At 67.2% G+C, this 14,708-nt stretch carries 12 protein-coding genes and 1 rRNA gene; 5 read left to right on the top strand and 8 right to left on the bottom strand.

Going from position 1 to position 14,708, the window contains the following annotated elements:
* Nucleotides 1-6: 6 nt before the first annotated feature.
* Entirely contained in the window at nt 7-2,580 is a 2,574-nt protein-coding gene (gene glgP / locus AB0B25_RS27735) for an alpha-glucan family phosphorylase (RefSeq protein ID WP_357185393.1), read from the bottom strand.
* 151 nt (nt 2,581-2,731) lie between these two features.
* On the opposite strand from glgP, the gene AB0B25_RS27730 reads away from it, so the two are divergent.
* From AB0B25_RS27730 to glgB, 3 genes are all read left to right on the top strand, one after another.
* Nucleotides 2,732-3,373 carry a LysE family translocator gene (locus AB0B25_RS27730; RefSeq protein ID WP_357185390.1) on the top strand — a complete coding sequence of 214 codons (642 nt, stop codon included), beginning with the start codon at nt 2,732-2,734 and terminating at the stop codon, nt 3,371-3,373.
* Nucleotides 3,374-3,558: 185 nt separating this feature from the next.
* The gene (locus tag AB0B25_RS27725) at nt 3,559-5,562 is read left to right on the top strand and encodes a maltotransferase domain-containing protein (protein WP_357185387.1); all 2,004 of its coding nucleotides are present in this window, start codon (nt 3,559-3,561) and stop codon (nt 5,560-5,562) included.
* Nucleotides 5,559-7,712: a 1,4-alpha-glucan branching protein GlgB gene (gene glgB / locus AB0B25_RS27720; protein ID WP_357185384.1), complete on the top strand. Its 2,154-nt coding sequence runs from the start codon at nt 5,559-5,561 to the stop codon at nt 7,710-7,712. Before AB0B25_RS27725 ends, glgB begins: the two co-directional genes overlap by 4 nt.
* A gap of 81 nt (nt 7,713-7,793) precedes the next feature.
* Here glgB and AB0B25_RS27715 read toward each other — a convergent pair whose 3' ends face one another.
* The 3 genes from AB0B25_RS27715 to AB0B25_RS27705 all read right to left on the bottom strand — a co-directional run bounded on the left by AB0B25_RS27715 (nt 7,794) and on the right by AB0B25_RS27705 (nt 10,705).
* Nucleotides 7,794-8,642, bottom strand: coding sequence for a tetratricopeptide repeat protein (locus AB0B25_RS27715; RefSeq protein ID WP_357185472.1), 849 nt, complete (start codon nt 8,640-8,642; stop codon nt 7,794-7,796).
* A 61-nt stretch (nt 8,643-8,703) separates the two neighbouring features.
* Nucleotides 8,704-9,081 carry a DUF3817 domain-containing protein gene (locus AB0B25_RS27710; protein ID WP_357185469.1) on the bottom strand — a complete coding sequence of 126 codons (378 nt, stop codon included), beginning with the start codon at nt 9,079-9,081 and terminating at the stop codon, nt 8,704-8,706.
* A 445-nt stretch (nt 9,082-9,526) separates the two neighbouring features.
* Nucleotides 9,527-10,705, bottom strand: a complete 1,179-nt coding sequence (locus tag AB0B25_RS27705) for an acetyl-CoA C-acetyltransferase (RefSeq protein ID WP_357185381.1) — start codon at nt 10,703-10,705, stop codon at nt 9,527-9,529.
* A 145-nt stretch (nt 10,706-10,850) separates the two neighbouring features.
* Here AB0B25_RS27705 and mce point away from each other — a divergent pair, with 145 nt between their 5' ends.
* Together mce and AB0B25_RS27695 are read left to right on the top strand one after the other, a co-directional pair.
* Nucleotides 10,851-11,312, top strand: a complete 462-nt coding sequence (gene mce, locus AB0B25_RS27700; protein ID WP_357185466.1) for a methylmalonyl-CoA epimerase — start codon at nt 10,851-10,853, stop codon at nt 11,310-11,312.
* Nucleotides 11,313-11,398: 86 nt separating this feature from the next.
* Complete coding sequence (locus AB0B25_RS27695; protein ID WP_357185378.1) at nt 11,399-12,400, top strand: hypothetical protein; 1,002 nt, start codon at nt 11,399-11,401, stop codon at nt 12,398-12,400.
* A gap of 116 nt (nt 12,401-12,516) precedes the next feature.
* Here AB0B25_RS27695 and AB0B25_RS27690 read toward each other — a convergent pair whose 3' ends face one another.
* The 4 genes from AB0B25_RS27690 to rrf form a co-directional block, all read right to left on the bottom strand.
* Nucleotides 12,517-12,822, bottom strand: coding sequence for an ATP/GTP-binding protein (locus AB0B25_RS27690; RefSeq protein ID WP_357185375.1), 306 nt, complete (start codon nt 12,820-12,822; stop codon nt 12,517-12,519).
* Between the two features lie 168 nt (nt 12,823-12,990).
* Nucleotides 12,991-13,680, bottom strand: a complete 690-nt coding sequence (nucS, locus tag AB0B25_RS27685) for an endonuclease NucS (protein WP_357185372.1) — start codon at nt 13,678-13,680, stop codon at nt 12,991-12,993.
* A gap of 37 nt (nt 13,681-13,717) precedes the next feature.
* On the bottom strand, nt 13,718-14,494 hold the full coding sequence (locus AB0B25_RS27680) for a rhomboid-like protein (protein ID WP_357185369.1): 777 nt from the start codon (nt 14,492-14,494) through the stop codon (nt 13,718-13,720).
* Nucleotides 14,495-14,617: 123 nt separating this feature from the next.
* Nucleotides 14,618-14,708, bottom strand: a 5S ribosomal RNA gene (gene rrf, locus AB0B25_RS27675); the annotation flags it as partial.

The raw sequence follows: 14,708 nt of genomic DNA, 5'->3' as shown, positions 1-14,708 counted from the left end.
CGGAAACTACGCGTGCGGCGCGGACACCAGACCGAGTTCGGCGTCGCAGGCCAGCAGGTCGTTGTGCGGGAGGATACGCACCGTGTAGCCGACGGCGCCGGACAGCGGAACCGGAGTGTCGACGGTGAACAGTTCGACACCGGCATCGGAACCGCTGTGCGTCATCGGGATCGTGCTGACATCGGACAACTCATCGTCCGCGGACACCCGGCCGAGCACCGCCTGCACGGAGACATCCGAGACACCCAAGCCGCCGAGTTCGATCCGCGCGGTCAGCGACAGCCGCGCCCCGAGCACCGGCGTATCCGGCAGGCCCGCGCTGTCCACCTGGATCACCTTGACCGACGGCCACGCCGCCTCCGCCCGGCGGCGATACTCGGCGATGGCGCGTGCGCCGGCGAAATCAGCGCCGGTCGCGCGCCGATGGGCTGCGGCGGCCGGCGCGTAGTACTCCACCGCGTAGTCGCGGACCATCCGGGAGGCCAGTACTTTCGGACCCAAGGTCTGCAGGGTATGGCGGACCATCTCGACCCAGCGCACCGGCATCCCGGACGGGTCACGATCGTAGAAGCGCGGTGCCACGGCGCGCTCGAACAGGTCGTAGAGCGCGGCGGCCTCCAGGTCGTCGCGGCGTTGCTCATCCCGAACGCCATCGGCGGTCGGGATGGCCCAGCCGTTCTCACCGTCGTACATCTCGTCCCACCAGCCATCCCGGATCGACAGGTTGAGACCGCCGTTGAGCGCGGACTTCATGCCGGAGGTACCGCACGCCTCCAGCGGGCGCAGCGGATTGTTCAGCCAGACGTCGCAACCCCAGTACAGCGAGCGGGCCATCGACATGTCGTAGTCGGGCAGGAACACGATCCGGTGCCGCACCTCGGGATCGTCGGCGAAGCGAACGACCTGTTGGATGAGTGCCTTGCCGCCGTCATCGGCGGGGTGACTCTTGCCCGCGACGACCAGCTGCATCGGGCGCTGCGGATCCAGCAGCCGCGCCCGCAGCCGCTGCGGATCACGCAGCATGAGGGTCAGGCGCTTGTAGGTCGGCACCCGGCGCGCGAATCCGACGGTCAGTACGTCCGGATCGAAAACACTGTTCACCCAGCCGAGTTCGGCCTCCGCGGCGCCGCGCTCCAGCCAGGACGCGCGCACCCGGCGGCGAACTTCGGCAACCAGGTCGGCGCGCAACATATTCCGCGTCGACCACAGCTCACCCAGGTCGATATCGCGCAGCCGTTCCCACCCGCGCCCTTCCTCGATCAACTCCGTGCCGATGTGCTCGCGTGCTTTGTCGACCCATTCGCGCGCGGCCCACGTCGGGGCGTGCACGCCGTTTGTGACCGACCCGATCGGCACCTCGGCGGCGTCGAATCCCGGCCACAGCGAGGCGAACATGGCCCGGCTCACCTCGCCGTGCAATGTCGAGACACCGTTGGCTCGCTGCGCGAGACGCAGCCCCATGTGCGCCATATTGAAGACGGAGGGATCGGCCTCGCGACCGAGCGCCACGATCCGGTCCACGGAGAGGCCGGGCAGCAGCGCGGATTCGGATTCGCCGTGTGCACCGCCGAAATAGCGGCGCACCATCGGCATCGGGAACCGATCGATGCCGGCGGGTACCGGGGTGTGGGTGGTGAACACGGTGCCCGCCCGAACCGCGGCCAGCGCGGAATCGAAATCCTCGCCCGCAGAGACGAATTCACGGATCCGCTCGACACCGAGGAAACCGGCGTGACCTTCGTTCATATGAAAGACGTCGGGATCGGGCAGTCCGGCCGCCGCCGTGTACGCGCGGACCGCGCGCACACCACCGACACCCGCCAGGATCTCCTGCCGAATCCGATGCTCCTGATCTCCGCCGTAGAGCCGGTCGGTGACCGCGCGCAGTTCCGGATCATTCTCGGCGATATCCGAGTCGAGCAACAGCAGCGGAACCCGGCCGACCTGCGCGATCCATACCCGGGCCCGCAGCACCCTGTTGTCGGGCACGGCCACGTGGATGAGCACCGGCGAACCGTCGGAGGTGAGCGCACGCAGCGGAAGGCCCTGCGGGTCCAACGCCGGGTAGCGCTCGGTCTGCCATCCGTCCGCGGACAGCGTCTGGCGAAAATAACCGGAGCGGTACAGCAATCCGACACCGATCAGCGGCAGCCCCAGATCGGAGGCGGCTTTGAGGTGGTCGCCCGCCAGAATGCCGAGACCACCCGAGTAGTTCGGTAGCACCTCGGTGACGCCGAACTCCATCGAGAAGTAGGCGATCCCGCGAACGTCCCCCTCCCCCGTGCGGCGCTGGAACCAGCCCGGCGCCGCCAGGTAGGCGCGCAGGTCCGCGGCAGCGGCGTCGACGCGGCGGACGAAGTCGGCGTCGGCGGCCAGCTCATCCAGCCGGGAAGCGGACACCTCACCCAGCATCCGGACCGGGTCGTGGCCCATGTCCCGCCACCGCCGCGGATCCAGCTCGGCGAACAGGTCCTGCGTCGGCGGATGCCACGACCAGCGCAGATTCGTAGCGAGTTCACCCAGGGCCGCCACACGCTCGGGCAGATGGGCACGGACGGTGAAACGACGCAATGCCTTCACCCGGCGAACCCTACCGAACTCGCCGCCGGGTGACCGATCCCCGACCCGTAACACCAGCACGACGTCCGATAGATCAGCGGGTCACTTCGGCCCCACCCGAGACGCCAGAAAATCTTTGGCAAGTACCGGACAGAACTGGCAGCATCAGCTGATGCCGCACTGGGTTCACGTTCTTCCGCAATTCCTTCTGGCCTGTCTGATTCTTGCGGCGCTCCCCGGTCCGGCAACCGCCCTTTTTCTTCAGCGCTCCGTTCGTGACGGCCGCACAGCGGGACTGGCGGCGGTGGTGGGCAACGAGATCGGCGTGCTCGGCTGGACGCTCGCGGGCGGGGCCGGGCTTTCGGTGCTGCTCATCGCCAACCGAGTCATGTATGCCGCGGTGCACGTCGTCGGAGCACTGGTGTTGATCTGGCTCGGCATCCAGTCGTGGCGGAGTGCGCGAAAGGACGACGAGTTCGGTAGCACGATGACGAAGATGTTGCCGTCCGGACGGACACCCCGCGCCGCCTTCCGCGCGTCGCTGGTGTCGATCGCCGCCAACCCGAAAGCGGCGGTCTTCGGGTTGACCATCCTGCCGCAGTTCCTTCCGTCCAGCGGACCGGTGCTCCCGACGGTCGTGATCCTTGCGCTCATCCAGCTCGTCGTCGACACCTCGTGGTGCGTCGGCGTCGTCCTGGCCGCCGACCGCGCGGGCGCCTGGCTGCGCAGGACCGGCGTCCGGCAGCGGCTCGAACGCGCGCTCGGCGCGATCCTGGTCGCCCTCGGCCTCGGGCTCGCCATCGACGCACGCTGAGATACGGGTCTGTCTTCCACGTCGAATGGGTGTCCCGCGCGCCGAGGCCGGCCGCACCGGCACGGCTGTCGCACTCCCGGACATCGCGGCCGGGTAGTGCGCGGGGCATATTCGAACCGTGCGGTAATCCGCCTGGTCTACGCACTGATCCGGTCCGTGCGCCCGCCTGCCGGTAGGTTGGTCCCGTGACCGGCCGCATCGCTATCGATGACACTGCCCCGTCCATCGCAGGCGGTCGGCCTGCCAAGGCCGTGATCGGTGAGGTTTTCCCGGTGCGCACCGTGGTGTGGCGAGAGGGCCACGATGCCGTGGCAGCCACGCTGGTCGTCCGTGCGCCCGGCGGATCCAGACCGGTCCGGGTCAGGATGGTGCCGGACCACGAGCCCGACGTATTCAACGCGACATTTACGCCGAATGTCCCCGGCGCCTGGACCTACCGCATCGAAGGCTGGAGCGACCCGCTCACCACGTGGCGTTCGTCGGTGGAAGCCAAGCTGGCCGTCGGGCAAAGTGCCGCCGACCTGGCCAATGATCTGGAACTGGGCGCCCGGCTGTTCGACCGTGCGGCACAGGCAGTGCCGAAGAAGCAGTTCGAGCGGCTGCGCGCGGTCGCGGCAGCCCTGCGCAGTGCCGAGCAGCTGCCCGCGCGTGTAGCTCCGGCCTTCACCGACGAGATCGCCGAGATCCTCCGGACCACTCCGCTGCGCGACCTGGTCACGCGCGGCCCGCAGCACACCGTGCAGGTCGAGCGACACCGCGCGCTGTGCGGGTCGTGGTACGAGTTCTTTCCACGCTCGACCGGCGGCCGCGACGCCACCGGCACGCCGATCCATGGCACCTTCGCGACCGCGGCCAAGGAACTGCCCCGGATCGCCGCCATGGGATTCGACGTGGTGTATCTGCCGCCCATCCACCCGATCGGCGAGGTGAATCGCAAGGGCCGCAACAACGCGATCACCGCCGAGCCGGGCGACGTCGGCTCGCCGTGGGCGATCGGCTCGGAACGTGGCGGTCACGACGCCGTGCACCCCGATCTCGGCACCGAGTCCGATTTCGTCGAGTTCGTCTCGGCGGCAGCGCGGCTCGGCCTCGAAGTGGCACTCGACCTCGCGCTGCAGTGCGCGCCCGACCATCCATGGGTGCGAGCGCACCCCGCGTGGTTCACTACCCTCCCGGACGACACCATCGCCTACGCCGAGAACCCGCCGAAGAAATACCAGGACATCTACCCGGTCAACTTCGACAATGACCCCGACGGCCTCTACGCCGAGGTGCTGCGCGTCGTCCGGCACTGGATCGATCTCGGCGTCAAGATCTTCCGGGTCGACAACCCGCACACCAAGCCGGCCGACTTCTGGGAGTGGCTGATCACCACCGTGCGCCGCACCGATCCCGACGTGATCTTCCTGTCCGAGGCGTTCACCCGCCCGGCTCGGCTCTATGGGCTGGCCCGTCGCGGATTCAGCCAGTCCTATACGTATTTCACCTGGCGCGTGGCGAAGTGGGAATTGACCGAGTTCGGCAACGAGCTGGCCGCGAAGGCCGACGAAGCCCGCCCGAATCTCTTCGTCAACACCCCGGACATCTTGCACGAGAGCCTCCAGCACGGTGGACCCGGGATGTTCGCCCTGCGTGCGGCGCTTGCCGCCACCCTGGCGCCGAGCTGGGGCGTCTACTCCGGGTTCGAGCTGTTCGAGCACCAAGCGGTGCGACCGGGCAGCGAAGAATATCTCGACTCGGAGAAATATGAGCTGCGCCCGCGTGCGTTCGCCGAGGCGCTCACGCGGGGAGAGTCGCTGGAGCCGTGGATTACCCGGCTCAACGAGATCCGTCGCGCGCACCCCGCCCTGCAACAGTTGCGTTGCCTGCACTTCCATCACGTGGACAACGACGCGCTGCTCGCGTACTCCAAGGTCGACCCGGCCGGCGGCGACGCCGTGCTGGTCGTGGTGAATCTGAACCCGTTCGGCGCCGAATGGGGCATGCTCTCGCTCGACCTGCCCGCCATCGGCCGTGAGTGGCACGACCATCCGGTGGTGTACGACGAGGTCAGCGGCGAGGAATACCATTGGGCCCAGACGAATTATGTGCGGCTCGATCCCGCCCGCGCGGTCGCGCACATTCTCACCTTGCCTCCGGTTTCGCAACAGGCCCGCACCGAACTGGCCTTTCGTAGGACGCTGCGATGAAGCGGCGCGATCTGCTGCTGCTGGCCGCGGGCGTTCATACCGACCCGCACACCGTGCTGGGCGCACACCCACATCACGACGGCACCGCCGTCCGGGTGCTGCGCCCGCACGCCGAAGCGGTGGCCGTGCGTATCGGCGGGGTCGACCATCCGTTGCAGTCGCTGGGGCACGGCGTGTTCGCAGCGGTGGTGCCGTACCCGGATCTGATGGACTACCGGATAGTCACCACCTATCCGGGCGGCCAGACCGTACTCGGCGCGGACGGATACCGCTTCCTACCCACCGTGGGTGAACTCGACCTCCATCTGCTCGGCGAGGGCCGCCACGAACGACTGTGGGAGGTACTCGGCGCGCACCCGCGTCGCTACACCACGCTCGACGGCGAGGTCGAGGGCACGTCGTTCGCGGTATGGGCGCCGAATGCGCGTGGCGTCACCGTGATCGGCGATTTCGACGGCTGGAGCGGCAACACCGCGCCGATGCGCGTGCTCGGATCATCCGGCGTCTGGGAAGTCTTCGTCCCCGGCGTCGGCCCCGGCGCCACATACAAGTACCGCGTGCACGGTGCCGACGGGCGTGCCGTCGACCATGCCGACCCGCTGGCCTTCGCGACCGAACTGCCCCCGGCGACGGCGTCGGTGGTCAGCGAGAGCCACTACGTCTGGCACGACCACGCCTGGCTGGACCGGCGCGCGGCCACCGATCCGACCCGTGCGCCGATGAGCGTCTACGAGGTACATCTCGGCTCCTGGCGGCCCAGCCTCTGCTATCGCGAAATGGCCGACCAGCTGGCCGAATACGTGCAGGCCGCCGGTTTCACCCACATCGAACTGCTCCCCATCGCCGAGCATCCGTTCGGCGGTTCCTGGGGCTATCAGGTCACGTCGTATTATGCGCCGACGGCACGTTTCGGCTCCCCGGACGACTTCCGCGCCTTCATCGATCGTATGCACGCGGCGGACATCAGCGTGCTGCTGGACTGGGTTCCGGCGCATTTTCCACGGGACGAATGGGCGCTGGCTCGTTTCGACGGCACCCCGCTCTACGAGCATGCCGATCCACGCCGTGGTGAGCAATTGGACTGGGGCACTTACGTTTTCGACTACGGCAGACCCGAAGTGCGCAACTTCCTCGTTGCCAACGCGCGCTACTGGATCGAGGAGTTCCATATCGATGGCCTGCGGGTCGACGCGGTCGCTTCCATGCTCTACCTGGATTACTCACGCGGCGAGGGCGAGTGGGAACCCAACGCGCGAGGCGGCCGCGAAAACCTCGAGGCAGTCGACTTCTTGCAGGACCTGAACGACGCCGTGCACCGCCACCACCCCGGCGTGGTGACCATCGCCGAGGAGTCCACCACCTGGCCCGGGGTCACACGCGGCACCGACGTCGGCGGGCTCGGCTTCACCATGAAGTGGAACATGGGGTGGATGCACGACACCCTCGGGTTCCTCGGCCGCGACCCGATTCACCGCAGCTGGCACCACAACGAGATCACCTTCTCGCTGGTGTACGCCTGGAGCGAGAACTACGTCCTGCCGATCAGCCACGACGAGGTCGTGCACGGCAAAGGCACGCTGTGGACCAGGATGCCCGGGGACGATTTCGCCAAGGCCGGTGGGGTGCGGGCGCTGCTGGCCTACATGTGGGCCCATCCCGGCAAGCAACTGCTGTTCATGGGCCAGGACTTCGGCCAGTTTCGCGAATGGTCACACGATCGAGGGCTGGACTGGCACGAACTGGACAACCCCCTGCACCAAGGCATCGCGGCGCTGGTGACCGACCTCAACGCGGTCTACCGCGCCTATCCCGCGCTGTGGAGCCAGGACACCGCGCCGGGCGGTTACGCCTGGATCGAGGCGGACGATCGCGCGAACAATGTCCTGGCGTTCCTGCGCTACGGCTCGGACGGTTCCGTGGTCGCGTGCGTCTACAACTTCTCCGGCGTGCTGCACGGAACCTATCGGGTCGGCCTTCCGCAGCCGGGCCGCTGGATCGAGATCCTGAACACCGACGCGGTCCCCTACGGCGGATCCGGTCTCGGCAACCTCGGTGCGGTCGTGGCCACCGACGACCCATGGCACGATCGTCCGGCGTCGGCCCTGGTGACACTCGCACCGAACAGCGCGGTCTGGCTGCGTCCCGCCTGACCCGAGCGAACCACTCACCCCGACGAGAGCGTGCCGACGCAGTAGGGCACCGCGCCGATCAGCGTCGGACTCCAGTCGAACTCAGTACAGTGCGGCGGCCAGCTTGCGGCGCGCGGCAACGACGAACGGTTCCGCCTGATCGAACAGCTCGAACAGCTCGAGCAGCCGAGTGCGCGCCGTGGTGCGTTCGTCGCCCGCGGTGCGCTTGATGACACCGATCAGCCGGTCGAACGCCGCTTCGGGTCGCTGCTGGAACAGTTCGAGGTCGGCGGCGTCGAGCGCGGCCTCGACGTTGGTCGAGTCGGCATCCGCGGTGGCGACAGCGGAGTCCGGAATCTGCTGCGCGCGGGCGAGAAACCGGAGCTGACGCAGCGCGCCTTTGGCTTCTTCGTTCGTCGGCTCGGCGGCAAGAATGGCTTCGTATGCCGCCTCGGCGCCCGCGAAATCACCCTGCTCCAGTGCGTCCTCGGCCGCCGTGAAGCGTGGGTCCTCGGCGGGCTGCGGCTCCGCCGCGCCGCCCTCGAGCTTGCCCGCGACCGCGTCGACAACGGCCTTCAACCACTGCCGCACCTGCGGCTCCGGCTGGGCGCCCTCGAAGTCGGCCAGCGGCTGGCCGCCGGCGATCGCGATCACCGTGGGGATGCCCTGCACCCGCAGCGCCTGCGCGATCCGCATATTGGCCTCGGCCTCGACGGTTGCCAGCTCCCAGGCGCCGCCGTCGGCGGCGACCAGACGTTCCAGCGTCCGGACCAACTCGATGCTGCCGGGGCTGCGCTGCGAGTACAGCACGACGACCACCGGAACCTGCGTCGAGCGGCGCAACACCTTCGTCTCGAAATCGACCTCGTTCACCGCGTAATCGCCGGCTGCCGCACCGCCGGCACCCCCGGCGGGCTGCTTCAGACTGGACAAATCCACCGCGCCGGACATAGCGGCGGCGGCTGCGGGCGAAGGACGGCGTGCGGCTGGTCGAGTCACAGGTTCCAGTTTGTCACGACGTGACGGACGCGGGTGCTCCGGAGTCGACGGGCGTGGCGGCACTCAGCTCGCCCAACTGGCCGGTGCGTACCGCCCAGACCTCGAAGAGCGCCGTGAAGAACGGTGGAATGCTGGACAGCAGCGCGAGAACGGTGGTCTTGGCACTCCAGCCCAGCTCGCGTGCCGCGACGATCGCGGCGATCACGAACAGCACGAAAATGATCCCGTGCGTCATGCCGAACACCTTCACCGGCCACAGCACCGGCTCCGGAAGCCGTTTGAACACCATGCCGACGATCAGGAAGACCCAGGAGATCGCCTCGAGCACGGCGACGAAACGGAACCGCTTGGCGACCGTGCTCAGGTCGAAGACATTGCCCATGCGCACCATTCTGCCGGACGCACTACGCACCGTCGTAGTTGAACGGATCACAGTGTTTGTTTGGCAGCGCCTGCGGCGCTGCGTGTTCGCGGCCCCTGTGTGGCTCGCGTCCGAGCAATGCTCGGTCTCGCTTCGCTCGGAAGTGGGGGTTGAGCTGGAGGGGATGAGTGGGGGTTCGGCAGTGCCTTCAAGCAATGCTTGGTCTCGCTGACACGAAAAAGGGGGTGACCACGAGCTGATGATGATGTGCGGGGTCGATCCGTCGTAGTTGTAGTGACCACAACCACTACACACAGCGAATTTCCCCACCCACGGCGGAGCGCGTAGTGCCCTGAACAGCTACGCCCGGAAACGTGTGTGGGGCCGATGTGGTTGCGTCAATGGGCGGGCATCGGGTGGGGTGTCTGCAGTTCAAGCAGTTGAGCGGGCGGCAGGGGATGCCGGCTGCCCACGGTCAGACGCGGACGATCAGCGCGTCACCCTGACCACCGCCACCGCACAGCGCGGCCGCGCCGACGCCGCCGCCGCGTCGCTTCAGTTCCAGAGCCAGGTGCAGCAGGATGCGCGCACCGGACATACCCAGCGGGTGGCCGATGGCGATGGCGCCCCCGTTGACGTTCACCTTCGCCGGGTCGATTCCCAGCTTGCGCGTGGAGGCGATACCGACCGCCGCGAACGCCTCGTTGATCTCCACCAGATCCAAGTCGGCGGGCGCGATACCCTCGCGCGCGCAGGCTTTGGCGATCGCATTGGCGGGCTGATCCTGCAACGTCGAATCCGGGCCGGCCACTACACCCGCGGCGCCGATCTCGGCGAGCCAACTCAGGCCGAGCGATTCGGCCTTCGCCTTACTCATCACCACGACCGCGGCGGCGCCGTCGGAGATCTGCGAGGCGGTGCCCGCGGTGATCGTGCCGTCCGCGCGGAACGCGGGGCGCAGCTTGGCCAGCGACTCGGGAGTGGTGTCGGCCCGAATGCCCTCGTCGGTGGTCACCAGCACCGGATCCCCCTTGCGCTGCGGCACCGCGACCGGGACCACCTCGTCGTCGAAGACACCGTTTTTCCACGCCGCCGCCGCACGCTGGTGCGAGGCCGCCGCGAACGCGTCCTGGTCTTCCCGGCTGATTCGGTCGGTCGCGTTGCGCTGCTCGGTGAGCGCACCCATCGGCTGGTCGGTGAAAATGTCGTGCAGACCGTCGAAAGCCATGTGGTCGCGCAGCGTCACATCGCCGTACTTGAAGCCCTCTCTGCTCTTGTCGAGCAGATGCGGCGCCTGGCTCATCGACTCCTGGCCGCCGGCGACGACGATCTCGTACTCGCCGGCCCGGATCAACTGGTCGGCGAGGGCGATCGCGTTGATGCCCGACAGGCACACCTTGTTGACGGTCAGCGCGGGCACATCCATCGGGATGCCCGCCGCCGCGGCCGCCTGGCGTGCCGGGATCTGTCCCGCACCCGCGGTCAGTACCTGTCCCATGGTCACGTAATCGACCTGCTCGGGTGCGACGCCGCCCTTTGCCAGCGCCGCCTTGATGGCCAATCCGCCCAGGGCGGATCCGCTGAAGTCCTTCAGACCGCCGAGCAGCCGACCGACCGGGGTACGTGCACCGGAGACGATCACGGAAGTGGTCACGACGAGCCTCGCATTCGTAGATCGGACCTGCGACACCTGCGCAGCCTTCGCACGCGCGCTGCGACCGGTGATGTACTCAACGGTAGCGGGTACAGCCCCCACCACTCCGGCCAGGTAGCGCTACGTTCGAGGTGTGAGCAACGGTATGGACCAGTCTTCTTTCATCCCCGCGGACTACGTGACCGCGGTCGACCACGTCGGCATCGCGGTGCCCGATCTGGATATCGCTGCGGCCTGGTACGCCGAACACCTCGGCATGATCGAAACGCATCGCGAGATCAACGAGGCCCAGGGGATCCATGAGGCGATGCTTTCGCTGCCCGGTGCACCGGACCGAGCCACCGCCATCCAGTTGCTGGCCCCGCTCGACGCGGAATCCACCATCGCGAAGTTCATCGACCGTAGCGGGCCGGGGCTACAACAACTGGCCTACCGCGTGACCGACATCGACGCGGTCTGCGCCTACCTGCGCGCCAAGGGGTTGCGTTTGCTGTACGAGGCTCCACGGCGGGGAACAGCCGATTCCCGCATCAATTTTATCCACCCGAAGGATGCTGGTGGTGTGCTGATCGAGTTGGTCGAGCCGAGCGCGCATGTTACGCACTAGTATCGACGTCAAGTCGGGAAAACTCGTTGGAATGACATTCGCAGTCGAGTCACCATCGGGTGGACTAAGGCTGTAGTTTGTGTGCCATGTCGTCACCCGAGTCCGATCGCAATCGCTTCGTTGCACTGCCCTTCACCGTTGTGCGCAAGGGTTATGCGCAAGACGAGGTGCGTAACTACTTCGACCGCTTCGACGCGGAATTGAGAGTCACCGCCACCGACCGCGATGCCGCTGCAGCACAAGCACGTAACCTCGCAAGCCAGTTGGAAGACGCGCGGGACGAGATCGACGAGCTCCGCAAGGAGGTCGACCGACTCTCGGTGCCGCCGACCACCGCGGAAGGGATGTCCGACCGCATTTCTCGTATGCTGCGGCTCGCCTCCGACGAGGCGTCCGAAGTACGTGCCCTGGCGCAGGCCGAGGCAGCAGAGATGGTGTCGATCGCCGAGCAGCAGGCCACCGAAATGCGTGGCAAGTACGAGTCGCTGCTGGCCGAGACCAAGGAGAAGCGCGAAGCGCTCGAAATCGAATTCGAGCAGACCCTCGCGAACGCACGCACCGAGTCCGCCAAGATCATCGAGGCCGCCCAGGCCGAGGCCGACCGCATCGGCAAGGAAGCCGACGCCAAGCGCAAGGCCACCCAGCAGGACTTCGAGGCCACCATGGCCGAGCGCCGCACCAAGCTCACCCGTGCCATGGAAGAGCTGGAAGCCACCAGCCGCGCCGAGGCCGCACAGCGGATCAAGGACGCGACCGACGAGGCCAACCGCCTCATCACCTCTGCGACGCAGACCTCTGAGCGCAAGATCGCGCACGCGAAAGAACTGGCCGAGGAGATGCGCGTGCTGCGCGGTCGCGTGCTCGCCCAGCTGCTGGGTATCCGCGGTCAGCTCGACTCGGTGCCCGCGATGCTCGCCGCGGTCAACCGGGAAAGCGAACTGCTCGATGGCGTCCCGGATCAGCGCAAGTCGATCGGCGGCGGCACCAAGTCGGTCACCGGCTCGCGGCAGAAGGCGATCCCCGAGGTCAGCACCGAGGATGACGAGTTCGAAGCGGAAGAGCGCGAGAACGCCGACATCAGCAACTGACGTCACGCCCCCGGCGACTAGCAGTATCTGAACCGAATTCACCGAAGGCCGCCCCGCCCGGGGCGGCCTTCCTAATTTTCCGGACCTGCACGACCAGAACGATATTCAACGGCCGGTCAGGACCAGCGCCGGGTGATCCCGCGTGTCTGTCGACCAGTCCAGCAGCCACGGTGCCAATGCCTGCGGTCGTCCTCGCCACCATCGGAAGGCCAGGCCACGATGTGCGCGACGCCGGGCGCGATCTCGTGATCGCAGCCGGGGCACCGATAGATCTTGATCGCGCGGGCGCCGGGGATGGCGCGGACCACATATGTCTCGCCGCCCGGCCCCGGCTCGGTCCGCCCGAAGAGGCCCCCGATCGGTGTGCTGCTCAACTGCGACCGATCGGCATGGCGATCCGGACGCGGCTTCCGACGAGGCATGCGACCAGCCTATTACGCCCCCGCTAATGGTCCACCTCGCGCGCGAGGGAACCCGGGCACGCACCAAATCACCCGGCAGCGTCACGATCCACCTCGACCTCGTCGACGCCGTAAGCAAGGAGCCTTCCGCACACCCAGACTTGACAGACAGGAGCGAAACCCGTTTATTCAGAAGAGGCGGAATTCGTTGCTCTCCGTGCCCCGCAGAGCGTCGTAATCGAGTGTGAGGCAACGGATGCCACGATCCTCAGCCAGTGTGCGCGCCTGCGGCTTGATCTGCTGGGCGGCGAAGACCCCCGCGACGGGAGTCAACAGCGGGTCTCGGTTGAGCAGTTCCAGGTAGCGGGTGAGCTGTTCGACGCCGTCGATCTCGCCACGGCGCTTGATTTCCACCGCGACCGTACCGCCCTGCGCGTCCCGGCACAGCAGGTCCACCGGGCCGATCGCAGTCATGTACTCGCGCCGAATCAACGTGTAGCCCGCACCGAGAGTCTGCACGTGCTCGGCGAGAAGTTCTTGAAGATGAGCCTCCACCCCGTCTTTCACCAGGCCGGGGTCGATCCCCAGTTCGTGCGAGGAGTCATGCTCGATGTCCTCCACGGTGATGCGGAGTTCTTCCCCCGCCTTGTTGGTGACGACCCAGAGCGCCTTCGCTCCGTCCGGTAGCTGCGCGTCACCATTGCGCTCCTCGAGTCGGCACGGCGGGCTCATCCAGTTCAACGGCTTGTACGAGCCGCCGTCGGAGTGAACGAGGACCGAGCCGTCCGCTTTCATCAGCAACAACCGACGGGCCATCGGAAGATGGGCGGTGAGTCGCCCTACGTAGTCGACCTGACAGCGAGCAATCACTAGGCGCACCCAAGCACTGTAGGCGAGTGCCCGACCGCGACTTCCGTCAGCCCATCAGCAGAATGGCCGCGAGAACCGCGCTCACCACAAACAACACGGATTCGCCCCGGGTGAGCCGGCGCACCGCCGTCGATACCCGGCGGATCATGACGAATCCGACGACCGACCCGATGGTGAACGCCACCAGATGACCGACGTGAGTGAAGGTCTGACCGATCAGCACCCCCTCCGCGGCGACGGTGAACCACACAGTCGCCCAGAGGATGCGCCAGCGGCGCGGCACAGCCGCGACCAATGCACCGACCAACGCCATCGCCCCGTAGCTGACGCCGACATCTTCGACCGAGCCGATACTCGCGGGCACCCACCCGGCTTCCACCGCCACCCACAAGCCTGCCGCGACGAGCAGCGTGGCCCCGATGTGGCCGGCTAGGAAGACGCGCACCAAGCGCAAGGCGCCGAAGCGCAATTCGGCAAGCGCGAGCAGACAGGCCAGCAGAGGGATGATGACCCACGCCGCCGTGACATCTCCGATCACGAACGCACTGGACAGCAGCGTCCCGACCCGGCCGTTCAGTAGGTTGTGCAGGTTGGTGCTGGCGTCGCGAACCATCCTGGTCTGAGCGGAGTCACTCAGCACCGAGAAGACCGCTGAGACAATGACCAGACCAGCCAAGTATCCGGCCGTTGCGGGCAATCGCGGCTGCCACCACCGGGACCGCGTCGAGGCGCCGCGATCGATCGGCATCCGGTCAGCCTGCGTCGCGGTGACGACCATTCGTACCTCCGTTGTCGCGCGTCGACGGAAATCTGCCACCGTCATCCATTGTCGGTACCCGCGCTCCACGTACTCTGCCACTTCCCCGAGAGATTGTCGTGACGTGTTGTCGTGTGGGGGAAATGCCGAAGGCCCTCGACACTTGTCGAGGGCCTTCGGTGAAAGATGTTCCGGCGGTGTCCTACTCTCCCACACCCTGTCGAGTGCAGTACCATCGGCGCTGGCAGGCTTAGCTTCCGGGTTCGGAATGGGACCGGGC

The organism is Nocardia sp. NPDC049190 (genome assembly GCF_040648115.1).
Lineage (GTDB): Bacteria > Actinomycetota > Actinomycetes > Mycobacteriales > Mycobacteriaceae > Nocardia.
The sequence above is the reverse complement of the archived record's forward strand: the minus strand, read 5'-3'. Positions and strand labels throughout refer to the sequence as shown.

Coding starts and splice junctions, on each gene's coding strand:
- AB0B25_RS27730 (WP_357185390.1), top strand. CDS start 2,732: ATGCCGCACTGGGTTCACGTTCTTCCGCAATTCCTTCTGGCCTGTCTG.
- glgB (WP_357185384.1), top strand. CDS start 5,559: ATGAAGCGGCGCGATCTGCTGCTGCTGGCCGCGGGCGTTCATACCGAC.
- AB0B25_RS27715 (WP_357185472.1), bottom strand. CDS start 8,642: ATGTCCGGCGCGGTGGATTTGTCCAGTCTGAAGCAGCCCGCCGGGGGT.
- AB0B25_RS27710 (WP_357185469.1), bottom strand. CDS start 9,081: ATGGTGCGCATGGGCAATGTCTTCGACCTGAGCACGGTCGCCAAGCGG.
- mce (WP_357185466.1), top strand. CDS start 10,851: ATGGACCAGTCTTCTTTCATCCCCGCGGACTACGTGACCGCGGTCGAC.
- AB0B25_RS27695 (WP_357185378.1), top strand. CDS start 11,399: ATGTCGTCACCCGAGTCCGATCGCAATCGCTTCGTTGCACTGCCCTTC.
- AB0B25_RS27690 (WP_357185375.1), bottom strand. CDS start 12,822: ATGCCTCGTCGGAAGCCGCGTCCGGATCGCCATGCCGATCGGTCGCAG.
- AB0B25_RS27680 (WP_357185369.1), bottom strand. CDS start 14,494: ATGACGGTGGCAGATTTCCGTCGACGCGCGACAACGGAGGTACGAATG.